The organism is Streptomyces sp. NPDC034099 (assembly GCF_055575415.1).
The window spans coordinates 112308-135735 of sequence record NZ_JBVISR010000014.1; the positions used below are offsets into that span (position 1 = coordinate 112308).

A 23428-nucleotide genomic window follows, 5' to 3' on the forward strand; every position below is an offset into this window, starting at 1 on the left:
ACCTAGCCTTTGATCGCGGAGCCGAGGTTGGCCGAGGTGAAATGGCGTTGGAAGAGCACGAACAGGACGACGGCAGGCACCGCGAGCACACAGGCTCCGGCGAGCACCGCGCCCGTGGGGTTGGCCTGGAAGGTGGAGTTGGCCTGGGAGAAGTTCGCCAGGCTCACGGCCAGCGGCTGCATCCCCTCGTCCTTGGTCACCAGGAAGGGCCACAGGAACTCGTTCCAAGGGCCGATGAAGGTGACGAGCATGGCCGTAAGGACAGCAGGGCGCACCAGCGGAACCGCCACCGAGCGCAGGATGCGCAGTTCGCCCGCCCCGTCCATGCGGGCCGCGTCGAAGATCTCTCTGGGGATCTGCAGGAAGTACTGGCGGAAGATGAGCACCGCGACGGAGTTGACGGCGAACGGCAGGATCATGCCGGCGTAGCTGTCGGCGAGGCCGAAGTAGCGCACGACCATCACGTACAGCGGGATCATCAGCAGTTGGAAGGGGATCGCCTGGACCAGCAGCACGAGGGCGAAGACCATGCCGCGGCCGCGGAACCTCAGGATCGCCAGCGCGTACCCGGCCAGCAGGCCGAAGACCAGCGTGCAGGCCATCACACCGGCGGTCACGATCAGCGAGTTGGCGAGAGCGCCGACGAGGCTGAAGGAGTCGTCGATGCCGCTGAGGTTGGCGAGAGTGAGGTTGGCCGGATCGGGCAGCAGGCCGCCCAGGCTGGTGTCGCGCTTCTTCTGCAGCGCGCCGATGATCATGTAGTAGAACGGCAGCAGCGCGGCGACGGCACCGAGGCCGAGCGCGGCGTAGCGCACAGCTCGCAGGACGCGGTCCATGTCAGTCCCTTTCCGTGATGCGCCGGGCGACGGTCGCGATGACGAGCACCCCGGTCACGAGGATCAGCCCGATGGCGGCCGCTGCGTCCGGCTCCCCCTGGGCGATGCCCCGCTGGTACACGAGTAGCGCCGGGGTGAGGGAGGCGCCGCCCGGGCCGCCGCCGGTGAGCAGGAACGGCTCGGTGAAGATCTGTCCGGCCGTGATGATGGAGAGCAGGACGACCAGCGAGGTGACGGGACGGACGGCCGGCAGGGTGACCGCGCGGAACGCCTGGAAGCGTCCCGCGCCGTCCGTCAGGGCCGCCTCGTGCAGCTCCTTGGGAACGTTCTGGAGGGCTGCGAGGTAGAGCAGGATGTAGAGCCCGAGCTGCTTCCAGGTGACGTACACCGCGATGAGCGGCATCACCAGTTGCTTGTTTGCCAGCCATGAGGGGTCCGGGGCGTGGGAGCCGAGCACGTGGTTGACCGCCCCGGAGCCGTTGAACAGGAACAGCCAGACGGCCAGGGTGGCGACCGAGGCCGTCACGTACGGGACGTAGTAGGCGATCCGGAAGAAGCCCCGCCAGCGGGTCACCGTATTCAGCGCCGACGCCAGCGCGAGGGCGAGCACCACGGTCAGCGGGATGTTGATGGCCATGAACAGCGCGAGGTTGCCGAAGGCCCGCCGGGTCTCCGCCTCGCCGAGGACCTCGGTGAAGTTGTCCAGGCCGACGAACGGGTGCGGTACGGAGACGCCAGGCGCGGTGAAGAAGTAGTCGTGGAACGCCATCCACACCCCGGCCCCGAACGGGATGACGAACACGACCAGGACGTAGGCGGTGTACGGCGCGGTGAGGAAGAGGCCGAGCGGGCTGCCGCCCAGCCACCGCTTCGTCCGCGAGGCGGGCGGCCGGCGAGGTGGTGCGGAGGCGTGCGCCGCTCCGCCGCGGGCCGGGCCGGTGGCGGTCCGCGGCGTGTCGGCCTGGGCACGGGGTGGGGTCATCGTGCGCTCCGTCAGCCCGCGGCCTGGTCGTCGATTTCCTGCGCGACCTTGCCGAAGGCCGCCTTCACATCGCCCTTGCCGGTCAGCACCGTCTCCTCCCACCCGGCGCGGAAGGTCTTCCACACCTCGGTCGAGCCCGCGATGTTCGGTACGTCCACGGCGTGGGGCACGGCGTCGGCGAAGGGCCGGTAGAAGGTGTTGTCCTTGAGGAAGGAGGCCGCCACCGAGGCCACGTCGCTCCGGGTGGGGAACTGGCCGGTCCTTTCGAGGAGCGCCGTGTCCATCTCCTCGCTCATGGAGAACTTGGTGAAGTCCCAGGCGGTCTGCTTGTTGGCGCAGGAACTGAAGAGCCCCACGTTCTTGGAGTCCGCGAAGGTCGGCGTCGCGGCGCCGGCCCTTCCCGTGGCGGTGGGGAGCGGCACCACGCCGTACTTCACCTTGCCGTCGAACTGCCCCTTGCCCCAGGGTCCGGCGATGCCCATCGCGGCCACCCCGTCGGCGAACGGGCCCGCCCACATGTCGCCGCTGTACGCCTCCGGCGAGGAGTAGCCGCGGGCGTACATCCGCTGCCAGAAGGCGAGGGTCTGCTGCCCGGCCTGCGAGGTGAAGGTGGCCTTGCCGTCCTCCACCAGCTGCGTGCCGCCGGAGTTGGCGAGGTAGAGCGGGTAGAAGTCGAACAGCGCGTTGGTGGAGTCGCTGGTCGCGGGCGGGTAGAGGGCGAACTTCGCGGCGTTGCCCTTCTTGATCGCCTCGGCTGCCGCGAGCACGTCCTCGTACGTGCTCAGCTGCGGCTTCTCCGGATCGAGACCAGCCTTCGCGAAGACGTCCTTGTTGTAATAGAGCATGAACGGGTTCGTCTTCCACGGCACCTGGTGGAACGAGCCGTCCGGTGACCGGAAGCCTTCCGCGACGGCGCCGGAGCGCTTCTCGATGAAGGACTCGGCGTCGTGGAAGGTCTTGGAGAGGTCGACCAGACCACCCTGCTTCTGGAAGGCGGGGACGGCGGCCGGGGCGGTGTTGTAGACGAGGCACGGGGTGTTGCCCGCGGTGATCGCGGCCGTGAGGACGTCCTCGGTGGACTTGCCCGACGGCACGGCCTTGGCAGTGACCTTCTCATCGGGGTGCTGCGCGTTCCAGGCAGCCACGGTAGCCTTGGCCCACGCCTGCTCCTGCTGGTTCGTCGAGTACCAGATCTCGATCGGTCCCGACGTCGGCTCACCACCGCTGTCGCCGCCCGAGCCGCAGGCCGACAGCGGCAGCGCGACCACCGCGGCGGTCGCCAGCACCGTAACGCGCGAATGATGACGCCTCATAGCGCCCAACTCCCTTCCCTGCGGATGGTCGAGGGCCCGGAGCGGACCCTCTGCGTCGGCGCTGCGGACCTGCCCCGCCGGAAAGATCGTTGCGGGGTGACGGGCTCATCAAACCGGTTTAGTATGAGACGGTCAAGGGATGGCACCGAATCGTTCTGTCACCGGGCCGACATAAACTCGTCCATCCGGCGGGTCCGCGTGGGAAGTCGTCGACGAGGAGAAGCGAGGCGGCATGACGCAACAGAAGGGCCCGTCGGGCGAACCGGCGGCGGACAGCACCGGCGAGGCCCCGCCCCCGCCGCGGCCGACCCGGGCCCGCCGCCCCACGATCGGCGACGTGGCCGCGCTGGCCCAGGTCTCCAAGGCGACCGTCTCCTTCGTCGTCAACGACCGCCCCGGGGTCAGCCCGCAGGCGCGCCGCCGGGTCCGCGCCGCCATGGACGACCTGGGCTGGCAGCCCAACGCCGGCGCTCGCGCCCTGTCCACCAGGCGGTGGCAGACCCTGGGGCTGGTGATCCGCAGGCCGCCTGAACTGCTGAGCACCGACCCGTTCTTCCCGCAGTTCGTGGCGGGCATCGAAACCGGACTCGCCCCGCTCGGCTACGCACTCGTGCTCCAGGTCGTCCCCGACGCGGAGTCCGAACGGCGGGCCTACGAACGGCTGGCCGGGGACGGCCGGGTCGACGGCGTCTTCCTGACCGACCTGCGGGTCGACGACCCACGCCCCGCGCTCATGACGGAGCTGGACATCCCGGCACTCATCGTCGGTCCACCCCAGGAGGGCACCGGCATCCCGTCCATCAGCGTCGACGACGGCAGCGGCATCCGCCAGGCGGTCAGGCATCTGCGGTCGCTCGGGCACCGGCGCATCGGCCATGTCTGCGGCGCCGAGGGGTACGTCCACACCGAGAGCAGGCGCATCGCGTGGAGCGAGGCTCTCGCAGAGGCCGGCCTGCCCGAACTCCCGCCCGCCAAAGCCGACTTCACCGGCGCGTCCGGCGCCCAGGCCACCCACCGGCTGCTGGACCAGGACGAACCACCGACGGCGATCGTCTACGCCAACGACCTGATGGCCATCGCCGGGATCACCGCCGCAACCAGCCGCGGCCTGCGGGTCCCGGAGGACCTGTCGGTCGTCGGCTTCGACGACATCCCGCTGGCCGACTGCATCTCACCCCCTCTGACCACGGCCCGTCAGGACGTCCTGTCCTGGGGCCACGCCTCCGCACGAACGCTGGTCGCACTGACCGAAGGCAAGGAGTTCCAGCCGGTCCAGCTGCCGTCCGTGGAATTCATCGTCCGGGCCAGCACCGCTCCCCCGTCGGCGTGAGCTCGTCGCCTCTCGCTCCCCGGCAGGGGTGCCCGAGGCGGCACGCACCCGCTACGCGCGGTTTCATCGCCCCGCAGCTGCGGCTGGCCGGGGCGGACGGCGTCGACTCCGCCCGCGCGGCGATCGGCTTGGTGCGCTCAAGGGGGCCTGGGCGGCAAGGACGCCACTACGCTCATGCAGGTGCACGGGCCAGGTAGTCCACGACCTGGCGGGGGCATCGAGCGTGGCAACATGGGTGATCAACGTGAAAGCTCTGGCGGTTACCTACATGATCTTGTGGTGAGACATGTCCTACCAGGGGCTTCACGGTAGTTCTGATTCAGGTGCACCACGACAGGGGCCAAACAGTGCAGGAGCTCAGTTCCGCAGTTGTGCTCGTCACCGGAGCCATGGCGTCAGGGAAGTCCACAGTCGCCCAACTGCTGGCCGAGCGGCTCCCCCGCTCCGTGCACCTGCGCGGCGACAGCTTCCGGCGGATGATCGTGTCCGGTCGCGAAGAGTTCACGCCCCAGCCGACCGTCGAGGCAACGGCTCAGCTGCGACTGCGCTACCAGGCATCCGCTGCGGTCGCAGACCTGTACGCGCAGGCGGGTTGGACCGTCGTCGTCCAAGACGTCGTTCTCGGCGAGCACCTGGATGCCTACCTTGACGCCGTGACCGCGAGGCCCCTGTATCTCGTCGTCCTTGCCCTCCGCCCCGAAGCAGTCGCAGCGCGTGAGGCCGGCCGCCACAAGAACGGCTACGGCGGCCCCTGGACGGTCGACATCCTGGACGACGCGCTACGCCGAGACACCCCGCTCCGCGGGCTCTGGCTGGACACGTCGGACCAGACACCCCACCAAACCGTGGATCAGATCTTCGCTGACCTCGCCATGGCTCGCATCGTGAGCCGAGAGAGCCCATCAGAAGGTCGCCGAGAACCTCAGTGAGCCTTCTTCGCCACACTGACCGGTGAGGCCACCATGTCCACGACGGCACCAACCGTGACCTTGCCGCGTGGGCGGAGCCGGAGACTTCTCCTCGAACAGACGCCTGGACATCGAAGACGTCTCGGCCGGCGGCCGGGCCCCGACGGCCACATTTACCCAGCAAGCTGGGCGGACCGGCCGCTCGGCGCCTGAGCTGTGCCGTTGCGCCCCGGCCGAGCAAGAATGACGGGGGGTCGGTCAGTGGCGCCGACCGAAGGCGGAAGGAAGACGTGATGAGCGACCGGGCTGATGCCACCCTTGGTCTGGCGTATGGCCACTACGTGGTCTTCGCCGCGTCGGCCTGGGGAGGCTCTGGACGCCGCCGAACACCACGGACACCCCTCCACCCCGGGGAGACTGGCGGTCTCCGTGCCCGTGGTGATCGCGCCCCTGATACTGGGGGCGCCACACCGGGCCACCCCTACCGGAGATTTACCTCGCCGTCGACCGGCGGCCTCTCGACAACCAGTGTGCCGGTGTCGGCCCCGGGCACGCCCCGGGAGCCTCGTGATCACTTCAACCGTTGGCGGATGCGTCGCCGTGCCCAGAGCGCCGAGACCGTGGGCACGATCGGGGCGTTCATCGCGGCCGGAAGCTCAGGAAACAGCCCCGTTTGCGGGCGCGGTCCAGCCGGTGGCTCGGATCCACTCGACCAGGTCCAGGATGGCCGGCTCGATCGAGCGCACCACCGCGAGGTCCGAAGGGTATTCCGCCGCCTTCGCGAACTCACGGAACATCGCCCTGTCGAGATCGTTGGGAAGCACGCTCAACGGGAGGACCTCGTACCGTGCCGGGAGCCCGGCGCGCGCGCCGAACGCCGCAGCGATCTGAGGGCCCGTCAGCTCGTCGCCGACGAGCTCGACGACTCCGCCGGGCGCCTCCGCGGTGTCGAGCAGGAGCGCGGCGGCGACCCGGCCGATGTCCCTGACCGAGACCATCTTCAGGCCGACGTCCTCCGGCAGCGGCAACCTCAGCACGATCTCCCCATGCTCCAGGCTCGGTGCCATCACGCTCGCGAAGTTCTCCATGAAGGCGGTCGCGCGAACCATCGTGGCCCTGAGGCCGGACTTCCTCAGGTGCTCCTCGATCGAGTGCTTCGAGTCGTGGTGCGGCACACCCGACTCCCGGTCCGCTCCGAAGACCGAGTTGAACACGACGTGCGGTACGCCCGCCTCGACCGCCGCGTCGACGAGCGCGGTACCGACGCGGATCTCCGCCTCGACCTCTTCGAGGCTGTTCGCCTCCGGGGTCATGAAGTAGAACCCCTCGACCGTCGCCAGCGCGGCGGCCAGCGACGCCGGGTCGTCGACCCGGATGGCCGCCAGCTCGACGCCGCGGGCGGCCAGCGCCTGAGCCCGGTCGGACTGCGGGTTGCGGACCAAAGCCCGCACCCGCGCCCTGTGGTCCAGCAGCGCGTCGACCACCGCCCCGCCCTGTTGCCCCGTCGCGCCGAAGACTGCGATCGTGCCGGTCAGCTGTGTGCTCATCGCTGCCACCCTTCAGTAGTTCATGCCGTGAACGAAACTAGTTCACGGCATGAACATCGTCAAGGTGTGGGGGTAGCGTGGACTCACGGTGTGCTGGTCTAGTTCGAGGCGGGCGGAGAGAGGTCCGAGGTTTCCACGATGGCGGTGGCCACGCGCTCGAAGTCGCGCTGGTCGTCGGCGTCGAGGTTCGCCGCGATCTCGGGCAGGCGCTTGGCGACCTCGGCGTAAACGGCCTCACCGAGCACCTTCCCCGTGGGCGTCGCACTGAGCATGACGACCCGTCGGTCCTGCGCCGAGCTTTCCCGGCCGACCAATTCGCGCCGCGCGGTGCGATCGACCAGCTGGCTCAATGCGTTCTTGGTCATACCCAACGCCGCGGCGAGGTCAGCCATCTGCCGCGGCTCGTTCCTGACTGCACAGAGCAGCGTGGCCTGCGAAGGGGTCAGGTCGAACTCGGCGCAGACCTGCGCGTACTTGCGCTGAATCACCACCGAGAGCCAGAAGAGCTTGTCGCCATAATCCACGCCGACCTCCCCGGTCCGATGTCGAATGATCAGCCTACTCGTCGCGGGCCGGCAGTTCGCACTGACCGGCCTTCTGTGCTCGGCCATTGGCATTCGTCCCACAATGCGGGTGATGACAGTACCGCCGGCAGCCTCCTGGCTGGCCACGCCCGGGCACGGGGGCCAACTGCTGCTGACCGAGTTGCCCGGCGGACGGTGCGCAAGACCTGCGAGGGAAATGCCTCAGGCGGGCAGTTTCGTGTCGATGACGAAGCTGATTTCGATGACCTGGCCGGGCAGGGTCAGGTCAGTGATGCCCAAGACCGTGCTGGCCGGGCGGTGGTCACCGAAGTACCGCAGGTTGCCCTCCGCCGTCGCCGCGGCGTTCTGCCGCAGGTTCACCACGTAGAGGGTCTGTGAGACGACCTGGTTCCGGGTGGCGCCGTAGTGGTCCAGGACTTTGTCCATGTTGGCGTAGGTCTGCTTGAGCTGAGCGGCGAAGTCGCCGGCGTGCAGGAACTCGCCGGCCTCGTCGAAGGAGAGCTGTCCGGAGACGTGGATCAGCTCGCCGGACCTGACCGCCTGTGAGTAGCCGAAGTCGCTCTCGGCCGGCACGTCAAAGGTGAAGGAATCAACGGTTGCCACGGTATTCTCCCTTTCGATCTGCTCTCTTGCAGTTACTCGGAAACTGTAGGAGAGTGACGGCTGACCTGGAAGAACGCACTTTTCGGTGACTGAGGAACCTGATGGTGACCAAGCAACTGCTCAAGGGCCTGCCCGAGGACGCTGACCTGCGGCGCGCGGACTCCCTGGCGCGGGAGATCTTCTCGGACGTCGCCAACAAGTGGGCGCTCCTGATCATCGAGGCGCTCGGCGAGCACACCCTGCGCTTCAGCGAGCTGCGGAACGAGGTCGAGGGCGTCAGCCACAAGATGCTCACCCAGAACCTGCGCATGCTGGAGCGCAACGGCCTGGTCGACCGGAAGGTGTACCCCACCGTGCCGCCGCGAGTCGAGTACACCCTCACCGAGCCGGGCCGGGCCCTGCTGACCGCGGTCGACGCCATATGCGGCTGGACCCACCAGCACCTCGGTCACATCGAGAAGGCGCGCGGCCGTTTCGACGCCTGACGGGCATGCAGCGGCACCTTCGCGCGTTGCGTGATTCCTTGATCGATCACACGTTGGTGGACACCAAAGTGCCCGACGCTTCGCCTGATCGGGCTGCCGAGCCATCCTGTGGCGCAGGTTCAGAAACAGACATCTCACAGGCTCGACCACGACCGGCCGGGCCCCGGCGAAGAAGGTGCCGGACCGCGAGCGGGGACTGCCGTGGACGTGCTGCGCCTGGGCACAGCCGTCATCCGGGGCATGCGGTCCGCCGTATCTCCGGTGTCGCGTGGCCCTCGTCCGGCCGGGAAGCAAAGCAACACCACCGGGCCGCAATGTGCCACCGGCCCGGCTCCGGGGCCCGGCCGGTGGCACACTGCGGCCCGCGGTGAACAGGCCGGCGGGCCGCGCCGGCTCAGGCCTGCGGGAAGCGCGGTCGGTCTCCCCGCGCCGCTGTCGTCACACCGCCCACTTGGAGCAGTTGGAGGCACTGGCCCACGCGTGGCTGCTGATGCTGTTGTTTGCTGAGGCGCCGGTGTTGTAGTCGTCGTCGGACAGGTTGGACGCCCAGCCCTCGGACCGACTGAGGCAGATGTGCCCACCGCTGTAGCCGGTGCCGTTGTAGAACTTGACCTCGTAGCTGTTGCCGTTGTTCAGGATCGACGAGGCCTTGTTGGTGTCGCCCCCCTGGAAGCTCAGCGCGGAGTCACCCCAGTTGGAGTCGTCGCCGGACGCGTGGCCGAGGTGGCCGTTGCAGTTGGTGCTGTCGTAGGCGTACATGTAACCGGAGTACGCGCCGGCCATGGCGTCGGAGCAATCCGCCGCCTGGGCGGAGGTCGCGGGGACGAGGGCGCCCAGGGATGCCACGGCGACGGTCGTGAGGGCAGCGAAAGCCTTACGCATGAGGTGGTGCTCCTTCATGTGTCGGTGTGTGTCGGGTGTTCGTTCATCCGCGGCCGCTGTGCCGCGGACACCTGTGCGTCACTCGCCGGTGAGATCCCGGGCTCGGGAGAGGGCGGCCAGCCCCATGCGCTGGTAGGCGGCGTTCTCCTTGGCGTATTTCTTCAGCAGGGGGGACCGGTACTCACGCTCGAGTCGGCGCGCGGTCTTTCCGAGATTCGTCCTTACGGCACACGTGGCCTCGGCCACCGCCAGATCGACCTCGTAGGACTGGGCCCGCCGCGAGCTCATTCCTTCGGTGTTCGCGGCGCGTTTCTCGCGGATCTCGTCCGGCGAGGAGAACGGCCGGCCGGCCTCCTTCATGCAGTGCGACCACGCGCCGACCGTCTTTTTCATCCGCTCGTCGGCGAGGATACGTGGGACGTAGAGCGGAGTGAGGCTCGTGACGGTCTTCTTCGCCTTGAACCAGGCCGCGAGGTCTCCGTAGAGGCGGGTACGGGCTGCGGCCCAGCAGCCCGCACGAGGGGTCTCGATGGAGCCTCCGGCCGGCAGGTCCACGCTCAGGACGTCGTCGTAGTCGCCGTTGAGGGCCGTGTTGTAGCGGATGCGGTCCTTCCTCGGGAGCGCGTTCGGGTACCGGACGTTGGGGTGCTCACCGCGCTCCTTCTCGGCCGCCTCGTCGAAGGGGCGGCCGTAGCCGTACTTCCTCGCCCACGTGATGTCGTCGATCACGTAGCGCCCCGCTTTCCGGGCGTCGGCACTCGCCACCGGACCCACCCAGTACGGGAATCCCTCGTTCTCCATGCATTCCTTGACGAGTGCGTACTCGGCGTACTCGATTTCCATCTCCTCGGGTACGGTCAGGTTCCGGAGCTCACTGTCCGAAATCGACACCATGTCCCCCTGCGATGGTGCTGCCGGGTTGGCCGTGCCCTCCTGTCCCGCGCCACAGCCCGCCGTGATGCAGGCAGCCGCCATGACGGCGACGGATAAGGAGAATGTCCGCCTCATGTGATGCGCTCCCTACGGCTGACGCGGCTTCCGAGCCGCCTTCGACGAGCGATTCATCCGGTCCTGCCCATGGACCTTAGGGTCATCACGGGACTCGGAATGTGTCATCCGTGCAGGGAACTTGGTCAGTTGTGCGCCGCATCGCGGGAGCGCCGCAGCAGCGAGATCCGGCCGCGCGTGTGGCCGTTGAAGTCGTTGCACGACCTGGCGGGCCTTCGACACACTGATGTCAGGAACCCGACGCGGCGAGGGGGCACGTGTGCGGCAACGGGCTGAGGGCTGCCAGGCCGGCTCTGTGACCGGAACAGGCGGAGGGCTGTCGCATGAGCCCGGTCCTTGACACGGCGTACGTCCCGCCGCGGGACCGGGAGGAAGTGGTCCGGAACGCGGTGTGGGAATCCGTGGTGGCAGTCGACATCGACCACCGACCTGCGGCTGCGGACATCGCCGTCCGCATAGGACTCGGCGCCGTGGGGCCCCTGCGGATCTGTTCGGCGCGGGCGACCGCGGTCACGATCCGTCGGACGGAGCAGCTGGCCCGGGAGGATGAGGAGCCAGCCGTCTTCCTCGGCCTTCAGGTGTCGGGCACCAGCCTGGTGGCACAGAACGGTCGCGAGTGCGTGCTGCGGCCGGGCGAACTCGCCGTCTACGAATCGATCGCTCCCTACACCCTCCTCTTCGACGAGGGGGTCGACCACCACTTCTTGCGTTTCCCACGTGCCGCGCTCGCGCTCCCCGACCGGTTGTTACGGGACAGCACCACGGTCGCCCTGGGAGCCGACAATCCCGTCGCGCGCCTCGCCTTCACCTATTTCTCCCAACTGGCCCTCAGCGACGATCTGCATCAGGGTGCGCACGCCGACGCCGTCGCGGAACCCAGCATCGAACTGCTCCGCGCCCTCCTGACCACACAGCGGGGCAGCTCCGACCTGGCCAGAGCGCCGATGGAGGCCAGCCTCAGTCTGCGGATCACTCATTTCGTCCAGGAGCATCTGGCGGACCCCGAACTGTCGGCGGCATGGATCGCCGCCGCACACGACATCTCGGTACGTCATCTCTACACTGTGCTGTCCCGGTCGGGAATCAGTCTCGGAGACTGGATCCGCACGCGCCGCCTGGCCGAATGCAGGCGGGAGTTGGCCGGTCCGGACGGGCGGCTGCGGACCATCGCGGCGGTAGGACGACGTTGGGGCTTCGTGGACGCGACCCACTTCAGCAAGGTGTTCAAACGGACGTACGGCATCTCGCCCCGTGCCTGGCGCGAGCAGAACCGCGGCCGCTTCCGCACGTGAGGGTGCCCCTGCGGTCGTTCCGCCAGTCCGGCCGCGGACGGTCCAGTCGCACCCACCTCGCGGTTCGGCGCCCATGCCGCGTGCTGCCCGGCCCCATGCTCCGGCCCCGCTACGGCGGCGTGACCACTGGCGGTACGTTCGCCTTCTTCGGTCGGGTTCACCCTCGCGAAGAAACTCCCGTGCAGCCGCCGGCCAATCAGGGCTCGACGAACTTGTCCGCCAAACCCTGTTCCAGGTAGTCGTCCGGCAGATCCTGGATGACCAGCTCGGCTTCGGTGCGTCCGGTGTGCAGCCGCCAATAGGCGTCGGCGATCGTCTGCGGCTGGGAGTCGTGGCCCCCCTGGCCGATGAAGGCGGCGATCGCCACGTGCGCGGCGTAGACGCCGGTGCCGGACAGCGCCGCGTGCAGGTTGAGGATCCAGTTGCGCATCCCGCCGGTGGCGATCTGGACGTTCGCCACGTGCGGGGCGATCACCGGCCCCGACCCCGCCCCGCTGCTGATCAGAATCGTTCCCGTGCCGCGCTCCAGCATGCCGGGCAGGACGTGCTGCACCGCCGCCACGCCCCCGAGCAGATAGAGGTCCAGCTGGGCCAGAACCGAGTCGACGGTGACCTTCGTGGCCTCGACCAGCGGTGCCCGGCGCAGGTCGGCCGGGGACGGCGCGGGCGAGTACTCGAGTATGTCGATCGGTCCCAGCCGCTCCTCGGCGGCGGTGAGCGCCGCGTGCAGAGCGGGACGGTCGGTCACGTCGGCGGGAAACGCCTCGGCCCGCACGCCCATGTCGGACAGGTCGTCGGCCACCGCCTGCAGCGTCGTACGGCTGCGGGCGATCAGCGCCACGTCGACCCCCTCGGCGGCGAACCGCCGGCCGATCGCGCGCCCCAGTTGCGGGCCTGCGCCCACGATCGCGAGCGTCCTCAATTCCCCACCTCGTTATCCTTGTATCGACTTCCGAACCGCGGATGTCGGATCTTCGATGCATGCCGGAACAACGGTAGGAAGCGTGTGGTCTCGGCGCCTCGGACCGGCGCGTCAGCCCGAACGGGAGATTCGCGACAACGATGAGCGGCACTTTCTCGGCAGACGTGAGCGGCGCGAACGCCTTCAGCGACTTCGCACACGAGTGGCGGAGCCGGATGGGCGACACCTTCGCGCTGGCGCCCTTCCGCCGGACCACCGTGTCCGACTTCTCGGCGCGGTCCCGCGGGTTCCGGGTGCGGGACATGATGTTCAACCGCTTCGAGACCGCGGCCGCCCTGCGGACGGCGGGCCGACGGGTCGGGGCCGACGATCACGTACGCCTGTGGATCGTCCACCGGGGGACCTGGCGGTTCGAGGAACCGGGAGGTGCCGAGCACACGGCACCGGCCGGTCGCCTGCTGGTACAGAGGGGCAGGCTGTCCCACTTCTCCGCGGCGCCACACACTGTCGTGCAGGTACTCGTCCTGCCCGCCGCAGAGGTGCGGTCCGGACGGGGCGGGCCGGCCTCCGGTCCGGGCGACACCGCCGAGGTGCGGCTGCTGACGGCGCACGCCGCCATGGTGGGCCGGATGCTGGACCGTCTCGGGCCGGCCGGGGTCGACGCCGCCCGCGGCACCCTGGCCGAGTTGGCCCGGGCCGCCGCCGGGGGCGGCCTGGACGACGTGGAGCCCCTGTTGGCTCCGGCCCTGGCCCAAGCCGCGCGGGAACTGGCCGACCGCCGGCTCACCGACCCCGCCCTGTCCCCCTCGGCTCTCGCCCGGGAGCTGAACGTCTCCCCGCGCACCCTCCAACGGGCTTTCGCCAGGGAAGGCCGACCGCTGAGCACCTACATCCGGCGCCGACGCCTCGAGGAGGCATGCCGCGCGCTCGTCGCACCGCACCGGCGCATGACCGTCACGGAGATAGCCGCCCGCTGGCAGTTCGCCGACAGCGGCCACTTCGCCCGCGCCTTCCGCACGTACTACGGCCGGACCCCGACCGACTACGCCGCGACCGCTGCTCGTGAAACGGATGCCACGCAGCTGTGCGGGGCCGGCGCCGCCACCCGCCCACGGTAGGGACGCCCCGGGTCAGCCGAGGCATACCACCAGCAGACAGAGCTGCGGCGACGACGGTTCCGCCGCGGGTGGTGTCCGGGGCGCTTCCTCGCTGCCGTCGCCGGGTGCGGAGGTGGCCGGCGGCTGCCGCGTCGCGGGGCTCGTGTCCTCCGGGGGCGTGTCGCCGGAGGCGGGGGCGGTGGTGTTCGGCCGCGGCCGTGCGGTCGTCGGGACGTCGGTGGTCCCGGAAGGGGTGGTGTCGTCGCTCTGCGGCGGGGTCGTGGCCGTCGAACGGTGCCGGGACCCTACGGGCTGCTGCGGCTCGGCACTGTCCGTCGACGGGCGCGACTGCGGCTGCGCCGGGCCTGAGACGGGCACCCGCCCCTGTGCCCGCTCCGGGGCGGTCGGTGCGGTGGTCGTCGGGGGCCCCTGCCCGGGGGTCCGCTCCGGCGAGACGGACGGGGTCCGGTTGTCCGAGGCGGTGGCGGCCTCGGCCCGGTGCTCGGAGTGCCGGTCCACCGAGGCGACGGTCAGACCGCCGCCGACGATGGCGACTGCGCTCGCGAGGACTGCGCGGCGCTTGTTCTTCTTCCAGCGAGCCAGCTGGCGGCGACGGGCCGCCCGCCCCGTCTGCCGTGTGGGCGGTCCGTCCGCGACATCGATGTCCGCGGCACCAGTGCCGATACGAGGGACGGGCGCGGACACGGGGGCGAGGGCGGGCTCGATGGCGGGCGAGGGCCAGGCGGCGCGCGGCCCCGCGCCTGCGGCGTCACCGATGCCACCTGTCTCACTTGTGTCACCTATGACCCCGGTATCTCCGCCGGCGTGCGGGTCGATGTCCGGGGCGTAGGCGCCGCACCCGGGGCACACCAGGGCGCCGTTGAGGTGCCGACGACATGAGGAGCAGTAATCCATCTGCGGTCTACCGGTCTTCCTGTTCCACTGCACCGTCGGCTCACCTGGGCCACGGCCTGGCTGCAATACGCGGGATTCACACGGGGATCGAGCAGCCAGTCACGCTAACGGGACTTTCGCAAGGCTGTGCGCAGCCCGTGTGACGCTCCTGCGACGATTCCATGGGCATGAAGGAAGGGGGCCACAACGCCGGTGGCCCCGGCTCCGAGATCGCGGGTGTTGGGGTGATGCAACCGGTGTTGTACGCCTGTGCGCCCCTGTACGCCCACTCCCCGGCCTGTCCGGGCCCGGCGCACGCTCAACGGTATGGCGGATGCGCGAGTGCAGGCATGTACGGGGCGCGGGGACGGTTCGGACTGCCCCAACGGGGAGACCGAGGAGACCGGCGTACTGGTGGACGGGGTGCGGTGCGAGGAATGCCGGCACCACTACGAGTTGGACCAGACGGAGCCGGCCCGGCGCCTGCCCGTGGACGAGGGGCTGACGCGACCGAGCGGGGACCCGCGGGAAGCCGGGCCCGGTACAGCAGCGTAGGGATTGAAGGCCAACACGAGCCGGTGGTCCGCCTGCAGGATCGGGACACGGTTTTCGGCCTTCAGGCACTCCGAGCCGGGATTCCGGGCGCCGGATCGCCTGGGACAGGGCCGGCTGCGCGACCGTCAGGCGGCCGCGGCGCGACCGGAGTGCACTCCATTCCTACCAGGCATGGAACGAGAACGGATAGATCTTGGACGGGCGTGAGAAATGCCTGTTCTCTGGAGGCATGATTCACCACACGATGATCGTAGCGTTCGACAATCCGATTCCCGCGAGTGAACTGGACCAGTACCTCGGGGAGTTCGAGCAGCTCGTGACGGAGTCCGGTCTGGTCGAGTCGTTCGCCGCCCGGCACCACATCCGCGTCCCGGGCGACGATCACGCCCCGGTGGCCGTCGCCAGCGCCGTCCTGCAGCTGCGCCTGGCCGATGTCGACGCCCTGAACGCGACCTTCACCATGCCCGGGGCCGTCGACCTGATCAGGCGCTGGCAGAGCCGCCACCCGTACAAGGCGGTCTGGGTCAACCACGAGCCGCTGGCGTGACCGGTGACGCCGGCAAGGCCGGTCTGGTCACCGGCGCGGGCAGCGGAATCGGGCGCGCCGCTGCCCTCGAGTTCGCCCGGAACGGGGCCGCCGTCGCTGTGCTCGACCTGGACGAGGACAGCGCCCGCCAGACCGTGGGCCTGATCGAGGAAGAGGGCGGCCGGGCAGGGGCCGTGGCCGTCGACATCGGCGATGAGTTCTCCGTGCGGTGGCCGTGATTCACGTCGCATGAAGCAGCAGGGCGGCGGGGCGATCGTCAACGTCGCTTCCAACGGCGGCCTGTACGCGATCCCCGGCGCTCCCGCGTACATGGCCGGCAAGCACGGCGTCGTCGGCCTGTCCAAGGTGGCCGCTGTCGACTAGGGGCCGGACAACATCCGCGTGAACGCACTGTGCCCGGCGCTGACGAGGACCACCATGTTCGAGGGTGTCGTCGCGTCGGCCGGCGCGCAGATCGCCGAGGAGCAGGCGGTCGTGACCCCGCTGCGCAGGCCGGCGGACCCCGGGGAGATCGCAGCCGCGGCAGTGTGGCTGTGCTCGCCGGACGCCTCCTACGTCACCGTCACCGGCACCCACCTCTTGCAGACGCGCCTGCCGCGCCCCTGGAATTACCAGGCGTTCGCGACGTGGGTCACCGACACCATGCGCAACGCCGGATACACCGGCTACGAAGGCCAGTTCAAGAAGCAGACCGCCCGCGCCGCGCTCCAGCGCCAGGTCGCCTCCTCCGAGTCACAGACCGCGTTCCGCCATGACCCTCTGCTCGGCCCGCTCCACGGCGAACCGGGCGGCCGGGTTCCCGCCGGCGCGCTCGACGGCGCCGCGCACCAGGGCGAGGTAGAAGAGGGCCGGGGCGCAGGGTGTCCACCGCTCCTCCGGCTCGTCGGCGATGAAACCGAGCACCGACTCCGGGCGGGCGTCCACGAACTCGAACCGGTCGTGTTCCCACTTGTCGGTGACGCCACGTGTCCAGCGCAGGCGCAGTGTCGGCTCGTCGAGCTCGGGCGTCACCGCGCGGAAGAACGCGGCCCACTGGTGGTTGATCACGTCGAGCCCGAATCCGAGGAGTTCCACTTGGGTGTTGTCGCCGTCGTGCACGGCCAGCTCCTCGAAGAGGGCACGGCGCGCCACCGCGTGCAGGCTGACCGGGCTGCCGTCCCGGGGCAGGTCGTGCTGCTGGGCCAGGCCCTCGTTGGCCGAGGAGTTCCACCGTGCGCTGTTGGGCCCGGCCACCTGGGCGCTGCGCCGGGAGAACAGCATCTTGCCGTCCTTGCCGGTTTCCAGGGCCACGTTGATGCCGAAGCTGCAGTTCATCCAGGAGGGCGCGTCGGCCGGGTCGCTGCCTTCCAGGTACTGCTGGCGCAGTGTGAGGCCGTTCTTCTGGCGTCGGTCGAGGTTGAGCGAGGTGGTGAGGAAGTCGAAGTAGTCGGCGTCCCGCAGGGTGAGGGAGACGACGGGGTCCTCGGCCAGATGGGTACGGGTGACCACGACCCGCTCGACCGCGAAGCGCGCGTTGTTCCAGCGGTGGGGCAGCCCGCCGGCTTCCTTGCGTTCCTCCTCCGTTTCGATGGAGCGCCGCCAGGCGGCGATCTCCTCGGGGAACTGCACACGTTTGGGGGTGTACTTGACGTGGATGTTCTCCTCGTCGACGGGCCGGGTGCCGTCTCCTTCGAAGAGATGACAGCCTGTCGCCCGGCCAACCACGGTGAATCGGTCTCGCATCGTCAACTCCACTGGTAAATAGGCTGTGGTGGACACTTTCGGGGGGTGCTGTCGATCTCATGGTACGAAGCGGCACGGACAGCCGGCTGACGTTGCTGAAGGCTGAGCGGCGTTCTTCTTCCCTGGTGGGCACGGTCGCCGTGGCGGAGTATCTCCATCCGGACGAGGCGGAGCGGCAGAGGCTGGGCCGGCCGCAGCTGGCCGAGGTCCGTGACCGCTTCACGCAGACGGCGCGGGAGAGACTGGGGTTCGGCAGGACCCTCCGGGCCGACCGGGGCGGGGCGGACCGGCGGCAGCTGTGGGCCGGGCTGGAGGAGTTCCTGTCCGACGGCGCCCAGCGGAAGATCCTCTACTGGACGGGGCACGGCGTCCAGCGCGGCGACGAGGGCTACTTCCTCGCCTGCGCCGACTCTTGGCAGTCGGGCGAGTTCGACCCCGCCCGGGCCGTGTCCCTGCTCGAGCTGGTGGGGTTCCTGCTGCGGCCGGAGCACGAGACGGACACCCTGCTGATCATCGATGCCTGTTCCTCTCAGAGCTACAACTCCCTGGGCGAGGCGGTGCGGCACGCCGTGGAGCTGGAGCGGGACTTCGCGGTGGTCCAGGCACGGCAGAGCCGGCGGAAGGGCTTCGCCGTCATCGGCACCTCGGGGGCGGACGCACAGGTGTCGGCGGGCCGCTGGGTGACGTGGCTGGAGGAAGCCCTGGCGAAGCCGGACTTCGTGGCGGACGACCAGGCCCGCCCGTTCGAGCCGTCCGCGCTGTATCTGCCACTGCCGTATCTGTGCCATGCCGTGGACGCGCGGGCCGCCGACGACGGTCTGGACGAACCCGCGCAGCGGCCGGACTGCCGGGAGGTGAGGGCGCTTCCCAACAACTTCCTCGACAATCCCCATTACCATCAGTCCGACCGGCCGGTGTACACGCCGGCCGTGCTGACGCGGCGGAAGCCCTGGATCGAGGCGGAGCAGTTCGTTCTCGAGGAGAACAGCCATCTCGGCCGCCACTTCGCGGGCCGGTGGGAAGCGCAGAGCCGGATCGTGCGCTGGATGGACACCCATCCCAGGGGGCTGCTGGCGGTGACGGGCCTGGCGGGTACGGGGAAGACCACGCTGCTCGGCCGGCTGGCCCTCACCTCCCTGCCGAGCTGGCGGGAGGCGCTCGGCCCGGACCTGAGCCCGGCGGCGTTGCCCCGGGCGGGGAGCATTCACGCGGCGCTGAGCTGCCGGGGGCAGTCGGCCCATTCGCTGGCCACGCATCTGCGGGAGGTGCTGGCGGACATCGACGGGGCGCCGCCGCTGCCGGAGGAGCCGGTGACGTCGGAGAGGTTCACCGCGGCGTTCGAGGAGCTGGTCGGGCGGGCGGGTTCGGTGAACCTGCTCTTCGACGCGCTCGACGAGGCCCTCCCGGACCAGGCGCACGCGATCGCCCGCCACGTCCTGAGCCCTCTGGCGAACACGCCCGGTGTCCGGGTGGTCGTCGGCACCCGGTCGCAGCCCCGCCGGCGTGCCACCGCGCCCGCTGGGGAGGAGTCGCTCCTGGACACCCTGGAGCTCAGCATCGAACCCGTGGTCCTGGGGGACGACGAGGAGGCGCGCGCGAGTATCGCCGCCATGGTGCTGTCCGTGCTGGACACCGCGCAGTCCCCGTACCGGGGAGATGCGCGCCAGGAGGACCGCGACTGGACGGCGCAGACCGTCGCGGCACGCAGTCACGGCTCGTTCCTGGTGGCCCGGCTGGCCGCGGAGGGACTTGCCCGGCGGGCCACGGTCGCCGCCGAGGCCGAACTGCTGGCGTGGCTGCGGGACGGCGGCGTGGACCTGCGCGCCCGTCTGGCCGAGGAGACGCGCCATCTGAGCGAGCAGCCGGGCGCGCGGCGGGCCCACGAGGCGCTGCGGGCGCTGGCAGTGGTCCAGGGCCCCGGGCTGCCGCCGGACGAGGCGTGGCTGACGCTCGCCAACGCGCTGCGCGAGGCCGGTTCCCCGGAGCTGACGCTGGAGGACCTGGGGCAGGTCTGCCGGAGCGCGGACGGCGGCATCGTCGCCACCCAGAAGGTCGGCTCGCGGCAGGCGGCCGGGCGGATCCGTCATCAGCTGGCCCATCCGAGTTACCGCGAGTTCTTCCTCTCCGACGCCGGGCTGACCTCCTGGGAGGCACACCGCAGGGTGCTCGACGCGCTGCACACCCGCGCCCGCGCCCGCGGCGGCTGGAGCGAAGCCGACGAGTACACCCTCGAATACCTGGGCGCGCACGCCGCCCAGGTGGGACCGGACGCGCTGCGGGAGCTGTTCGGGGACGTGGACTTCCTGCTGCGTACGAACCCCGATGTCATGCTGCCGCTCGCGGCGGGCCTGGCCCGGGACTGCGACGGGGCCGCGCTGTACGGCAGGGTCGCGGGCTCGTTCCCCCGCGCGTCCGGCCCGTTGCCGGCATCGGTCCTGCTGGAGCGCAAGGCGCTGCTCAGCGCCACCGCCTTCATCAGCCACCGCGAGGCGTCGTACCGGGCGCTGCGCGGCGACGGCGGCTTCCTGCCCTGGCAGGAGTACTGGAGCGATGTCCCGCCGGCTCCCCCGGAATGGCGGCGTGCGGCGCCCTCGGGCGGTGCGCGGGCGCTGAGCTGGCGCGCCGAACCCGGGGCGGCGGGGGCGGCCTACGCGGACACCCTGGCCGCCGGTGGCCGGGGCGAGATCCAGGTCCTGCACCCCGAGTCGGGCGCCCGGCTGCTGACCCGTCGGCTGCCCCGGGCGGGCGGGGAGCGTGGGCGCCCGCTGAGCGAGGTGCGGGAGGTGGCCGCGGGAGCCCGCTGGGTCACCGTCGCCCGGGACGATCAGGCCGTGTACTTCTGGCGGGCGGGTGCCCGGGCGCCCGACCGGGAGTACCGGTGGGGCGGCAGTGTGCGCGCCCTGTCGGTGGCCGAGGTGGAGGGGCAGGGCGTGGCCCTGGCCGCCGACGGGGACCGGGTGTGGGTGTGGTCCTGGCAGGGCGGCACGCACCTGGACACCCGGCTGAAGGAGGTCCGTACGGCTGATGTGCGGCAGCTCGCGGCCCTCACCCTGGGCGGGCGGATGTTCGTCCTGACAGCGGGTGCCGAGCGGGTGGAGCTGTTCGAGGTGGACCGCACCCGCAACGGGATCGACGGTCTGCGCGCCTGCCTGACCGCTCCCGGCGTGAGGCTGGCCGCGCCCGCGATGGCCGCCGCGGCGTTCGCCCTCTCGTCCCGGCAGGGGTTCCTGGCCGTGGCCGACGGGACCGCTGTGCGCCTCTGGCGGTGCGAGGCCGGGCCCGGCCCCGAACCGGTCGTGACGGAGGTGGCCGCCTACCCTTCCGACGCGCGCGGCCTGGCCTTCGGACGGTACGGCGATGAGCTGCTGCTCGCCGGATACGAGGAGGTGGCCGTCCGGATCTGGTCCGCCGGGCGGCCCGGGCGTGAGGCCACGCTCGCTCTGAACGCCCCCAGGGACGGCGCCATGGCGTTCGATCCGGGCGGCCAGGGACTGCTCGCGGTCGCCGACGGCCCGTACATCCGGGTGGTGGACGTGATGCCCGCGCTGGAGGCCGGCTACGGCATCCAGCGGCGGCCGAGCAACGAGCGTCCGGTCCTCGCCCTGGCCGGCGTGCCGGACGGTCCGCCGTTGCTGTGCCGGGCCTGGCACGACCGGATCAGGGTCTCCCGGCCGCGGCAGGAAGATCCTGCCGCCCTCGCTGCTACGGAACTGGCCCACGACGGGCACACGGTGACGGCGGTGGCCGCGGTGCGGGCGGCGGACGGCTGGACGGTGGCCGCCGCGGCCGGCCGGTCCGTACGGCTGTGGCGTCTGGACGACGGCCTGGCACTGATCACCCACCGGGACATCCCGCTGGGCGGGGATGCCGGCCAGCCGGCCCGCGCGCTGAGCCTGGCCACCGGACCCGACGCGGGCACGCTGCGGCTGAGCGTGGCCGACGGCCGGCGGCTGGTACGCCACCAGGTGCCTGCCGATGTCTCGTCCGCCGGCATCGCGGTGCGGGAGATCCGGGCCGACCGCGGGTTCTGCGGGATCGACACGCGGGTCCTGCGGGACGGTACGCACTGGATGGCCGCTGACCTCAGTGACCAGCTGCGGGTCTGGACCGAGGGCGCGCGGGGCGTCGAGCAGCGCGTCCTGCTCCCGGCCGGCCCCTCCTGCGTCGCCCTCGGGGAGCTGTACGACGACGAGGACGACGCCTCGATGCCCGTGCTGGCCTGGGCGGATCACGGCAGCGTGTATGTCAAGGACTGTTCCGGCGACGAGAGCGTCCACCCTCCGGAGCGGCTGCCGGGGGACTTCCCCGACGTGAGGTCGTTGGTGTTCGCCGGGCCCGTGGAGCGGCCGGTGCTGCTGCTGTGCATGCCGGAGACGGTGTCCCGCGCATGGGACCTCTGGTCCCGGCAATGGCTGGACGGGCCGGGGATTGCTCCGCGCGGGTACGGCGTGCACGCCGTCCGTACCGCGCTGGACCCGGAGGGTGTGGTGGTGGCGTTGCAGGGAGAGGACCGTTGCGATCTGATCCGGCTGCCGCATGCGTTCTTCGGCACCGGGAGACGGGGAGAGGGTGCATGAGACACGATCTGGTGGTCTTCGTGCCGGGGTTCCTGGGCACACGGTTGTGCCGGGACGGCCGGGACGTCTGGGCGCGGTGCGGTGAGCAGCTGATCGGCTCGGCGGCCGCGGCACTCACCGAGGTGGCCCTCCCCCCGGGGCTGGGGGATGAACCGCCCGAGGCCCCCTTCCGTCTCGACGCCGACACGCTGCTGCAGGTCCCGGACTCCGTGCCCGGGCTGCTGTCCTGCATGGGCTATCCCGATATCCGTACCGCCCTCGGCGACCCGCCCGACGCGCAGTTCGTGCCGTTCACTTACGACTGGCGGCTGTCGAACCGGCTGGTGGCACGGCAGCTGAAGACAAGGGTCGCGCGGGAACTCGACCGGTGGCGTGCCGAGGCCGACGCGTACTACCCGGACCGGCCCGACGATCCGCGTGTCATTCTGGTCTGTCATGCGACGGGCGGTCTGATCGGGCGGCACTACCTGGAGTGCGAGGGCGGCCGGGAGACCGCCCGGACCCTGGTCACCCTAGGCACCCCGCAGCAGGGGCTGGTCCAGGCCGCCCGGCTGCTGGCCGGCCACGCGGTCCCCGCAGCCGCGGGCTCCGGAACGGACGTGGCCGCGCGGCTGAACGAGACACTGCGCGACTGGGCGGTCAACCTGCCGGCGGTCGCCGAGATGCTGCCGGTGGGATACCCCGCCGTGCGGGTTGAGGGAAAGACGCGCGAACGGTGGATCACCGACAGCCGCTACCCGGTCCCCGGACTGCCGGGCGACGCGATCCGCCAGGCACTGGCCTTCCAGGAGGAGTTCCGCTCGGCATGCGACGCACACCGGCGCGCCGGCCCCCTCCCCTACACCGTGCACTGCCTCGGCAGCGTCGGCTTCCCGAGCCCCGAAGCGCTCGTACTCTCCTGCGACGGGGCGCGGATCACCGGCAGCCTGCCGGGGCCCGGCGACGGGACCGTACCGCGCCCGTCGGCCGTCGCGGGCTGGACCGGCACGTCCCCCATGCTGTGGACCGGCATGCGCAACACGGACCTGGCCGGCGGCCCGGCACTGCGGGACGCGATGCTCGCGATCCGTGCGGGACGCCCGCCCGGCGGCACACTCGCCGGTGAGGAGGGCATCGTGCTGCACCTGCCACGGGACCCCGTCGCCGCCGACCGCCCGTTCGTGATCGAAGTCCTGGGGCACGACCTGCTGCGGCGCAACCTGCGGACCTTCATGTGGCGTTCGGGCCGCCCCGGCAGACAGCCCCTCGTCTTCCGCCCGTACGAGACCGACCGCTACCGCGCGGAACTGGAGGCCGCCCCCGGACGCTGGGTCGTCGAGGCACTGGTCGACCGGCCCAAGGGCCACGACCGCACAGACGTGACGGTCCTGGCGGTATGAGACG

21 protein-coding genes and 1 pseudogene are annotated in these 23428 nt (G+C 70.6%); 11 read left to right on the forward strand and 11 right to left on the reverse strand.

Annotation, left to right across the window (positions count from 1 at the left end; all coding sequences use genetic code 11):
- Positions 1–2 precede the first annotated feature (2 nt).
- Genes ACZ56V_RS32100 through ACZ56V_RS32110 form a run of 3 tightly spaced genes read right to left on the reverse strand, consistent with a single transcriptional unit; the run spans position 3 to position 3131 of the window.
- Positions 3–836 carry a carbohydrate ABC transporter permease gene (locus ACZ56V_RS32100; protein WP_468947159.1) on the reverse strand — a complete coding sequence of 278 codons (834 nt, stop codon included), beginning with the start codon at positions 834–836 and terminating at the stop codon, positions 3–5.
- Between the two features lies 1 nt (position 837).
- Complete coding sequence (locus ACZ56V_RS32105; RefSeq protein ID WP_468947161.1) at positions 838–1818, reverse strand: carbohydrate ABC transporter permease; 981 nt, start codon at positions 1816–1818, stop codon at positions 838–840.
- 11 nt (positions 1819–1829) lie between these two features.
- Positions 1830–3131 carry a sugar ABC transporter substrate-binding protein gene (locus tag ACZ56V_RS32110; protein WP_467383709.1) on the reverse strand — a complete coding sequence of 434 codons (1302 nt, stop codon included), beginning with the start codon at positions 3129–3131 and terminating at the stop codon, positions 1830–1832.
- A gap of 232 nt (positions 3132–3363) precedes the next feature.
- Here ACZ56V_RS32110 and ACZ56V_RS32115 point away from each other — a divergent pair, with 232 nt between their 5' ends.
- The gene (locus ACZ56V_RS32115; protein WP_468947163.1) at positions 3364–4461 is read left to right on the forward strand and encodes a LacI family DNA-binding transcriptional regulator; all 1098 of its coding nucleotides are present in this window, start codon (positions 3364–3366) and stop codon (positions 4459–4461) included.
- 389 nt (positions 4462–4850) lie between these two features.
- Positions 4851–5390: an AAA family ATPase gene (locus ACZ56V_RS32120; RefSeq protein ID WP_468947258.1), complete on the forward strand. Its 540-nt coding sequence runs from the start codon at positions 4851–4853 to the stop codon at positions 5388–5390.
- Between the two features lie 635 nt (positions 5391–6025).
- Here the strand turns inward: ACZ56V_RS32120 and ACZ56V_RS32125 are convergent.
- The 3 genes from ACZ56V_RS32125 to ACZ56V_RS32135 form a co-directional block, all read right to left on the reverse strand.
- A complete protein-coding gene (locus tag ACZ56V_RS32125; RefSeq protein WP_468947165.1) occupies positions 6026–6916 on the reverse strand; it encodes an NmrA/HSCARG family protein in 891 nt (296 codons plus the stop codon).
- Positions 6917–7014: 98 nt separating this feature from the next.
- On the reverse strand, positions 7015–7440 hold the full coding sequence (locus ACZ56V_RS32130; RefSeq protein ID WP_398909294.1) for a MarR family winged helix-turn-helix transcriptional regulator: 426 nt from the start codon (positions 7438–7440) through the stop codon (positions 7015–7017).
- Positions 7441–7662: 222 nt separating this feature from the next.
- Positions 7663–8064 carry a RidA family protein gene (locus ACZ56V_RS32135; protein ID WP_468947167.1) on the reverse strand — a complete coding sequence of 134 codons (402 nt, stop codon included), beginning with the start codon at positions 8062–8064 and terminating at the stop codon, positions 7663–7665.
- A gap of 101 nt (positions 8065–8165) precedes the next feature.
- On the opposite strand from ACZ56V_RS32135, the gene ACZ56V_RS32140 reads away from it, so the two are divergent.
- Positions 8166–8549, forward strand: a complete 384-nt coding sequence (locus ACZ56V_RS32140) for a winged helix-turn-helix transcriptional regulator (RefSeq protein WP_467383719.1) — start codon at positions 8166–8168, stop codon at positions 8547–8549.
- A 438-nt stretch (positions 8550–8987) separates the two neighbouring features.
- On the opposite strand, the gene ACZ56V_RS32145 is transcribed toward ACZ56V_RS32140, so the two are convergent.
- Complete coding sequence (locus ACZ56V_RS32145; protein ID WP_467383721.1) at positions 8988–9431, reverse strand: peptidase inhibitor family I36 protein; 444 nt, start codon at positions 9429–9431, stop codon at positions 8988–8990.
- A 78-nt stretch (positions 9432–9509) separates the two neighbouring features.
- Positions 9510–10274 carry a hypothetical protein gene (locus tag ACZ56V_RS32150; RefSeq protein WP_468947169.1) on the reverse strand — a complete coding sequence of 255 codons (765 nt, stop codon included), beginning with the start codon at positions 10272–10274 and terminating at the stop codon, positions 9510–9512.
- 488 nt (positions 10275–10762) lie between these two features.
- Between ACZ56V_RS32150 and ACZ56V_RS32155 the strand changes: the two genes are divergently transcribed.
- Positions 10763–11731, forward strand: coding sequence for an AraC-like ligand-binding domain-containing protein (locus ACZ56V_RS32155; RefSeq protein ID WP_467383724.1), 969 nt, complete (start codon positions 10763–10765; stop codon positions 11729–11731).
- 196 nt (positions 11732–11927) lie between these two features.
- Here ACZ56V_RS32155 and ACZ56V_RS32160 read toward each other — a convergent pair whose 3' ends face one another.
- Positions 11928–12653, reverse strand: a complete 726-nt coding sequence (locus ACZ56V_RS32160; RefSeq protein ID WP_467383725.1) for an SDR family NAD(P)-dependent oxidoreductase — start codon at positions 12651–12653, stop codon at positions 11928–11930.
- A 140-nt stretch (positions 12654–12793) separates the two neighbouring features.
- Between ACZ56V_RS32160 and ACZ56V_RS32165 the strand changes: the two genes are divergently transcribed.
- Positions 12794–13771, forward strand: coding sequence for a helix-turn-helix domain-containing protein (locus tag ACZ56V_RS32165; RefSeq protein ID WP_468947171.1), 978 nt, complete (start codon positions 12794–12796; stop codon positions 13769–13771).
- Positions 13772–13783: 12 nt separating this feature from the next.
- Here the strand turns inward: ACZ56V_RS32165 and ACZ56V_RS32170 are convergent, their stop codons facing one another.
- Positions 13784–14665 (reverse strand): SCO2400 family protein, encoded by an 882-nt coding sequence (locus ACZ56V_RS32170; protein ID WP_468947259.1) that lies wholly within the window; start codon positions 14663–14665, stop codon positions 13784–13786.
- Positions 14666–14971: 306 nt separating this feature from the next.
- Here ACZ56V_RS32170 and ACZ56V_RS32175 point away from each other — a divergent pair, with 306 nt between their 5' ends.
- From ACZ56V_RS32175 to ACZ56V_RS32190, 4 genes and pseudogenes are all read left to right on the forward strand, one after another.
- Positions 14972–15199: a hypothetical protein gene (locus ACZ56V_RS32175; RefSeq protein WP_467383729.1), complete on the forward strand. Its 228-nt coding sequence runs from the start codon at positions 14972–14974 to the stop codon at positions 15197–15199.
- Positions 15200–15443: 244 nt separating this feature from the next.
- Positions 15444–15746, forward strand: a complete 303-nt coding sequence (locus ACZ56V_RS32180) for a hypothetical protein (RefSeq protein ID WP_467383731.1) — start codon at positions 15444–15446, stop codon at positions 15744–15746.
- Entirely contained in the window at positions 15743–15964 is a 222-nt protein-coding gene (locus ACZ56V_RS32185; RefSeq protein ID WP_467383733.1) for an SDR family NAD(P)-dependent oxidoreductase, read from the forward strand. The genes ACZ56V_RS32180 and ACZ56V_RS32185 overlap by 4 nt, the downstream gene beginning before the upstream one ends.
- A gap of 10 nt (positions 15965–15974) precedes the next feature.
- Positions 15975–16253, forward strand: a pseudogene (locus ACZ56V_RS32190) (SDR family NAD(P)-dependent oxidoreductase); the annotation flags it as partial.
- A gap of 225 nt (positions 16254–16478) precedes the next feature.
- Here the strand turns inward: ACZ56V_RS32190 and ACZ56V_RS32195 are convergent.
- Positions 16479–17468 carry a translation initiation factor 2 gene (locus ACZ56V_RS32195; RefSeq protein WP_352176248.1) on the reverse strand — a complete coding sequence of 330 codons (990 nt, stop codon included), beginning with the start codon at positions 17466–17468 and terminating at the stop codon, positions 16479–16481.
- A gap of 59 nt (positions 17469–17527) precedes the next feature.
- Between ACZ56V_RS32195 and ACZ56V_RS32200 the strand changes: the two genes are divergently transcribed.
- Together ACZ56V_RS32200 and ACZ56V_RS32205 are read left to right on the forward strand one after the other, a co-directional pair.
- Positions 17528–22045: a peptidase C14 caspase catalytic subunit p20 gene (locus ACZ56V_RS32200; protein ID WP_468947173.1), complete on the forward strand. Its 4518-nt coding sequence runs from the start codon at positions 17528–17530 to the stop codon at positions 22043–22045.
- The gene (locus ACZ56V_RS32205; RefSeq protein WP_398909275.1) at positions 22042–23424 is read left to right on the forward strand and encodes an esterase/lipase family protein; all 1383 of its coding nucleotides are present in this window, start codon (positions 22042–22044) and stop codon (positions 23422–23424) included. Before ACZ56V_RS32200 ends, ACZ56V_RS32205 begins: the two co-directional genes overlap by 4 nt.
- Positions 23425–23428 lie beyond the last annotated feature (4 nt).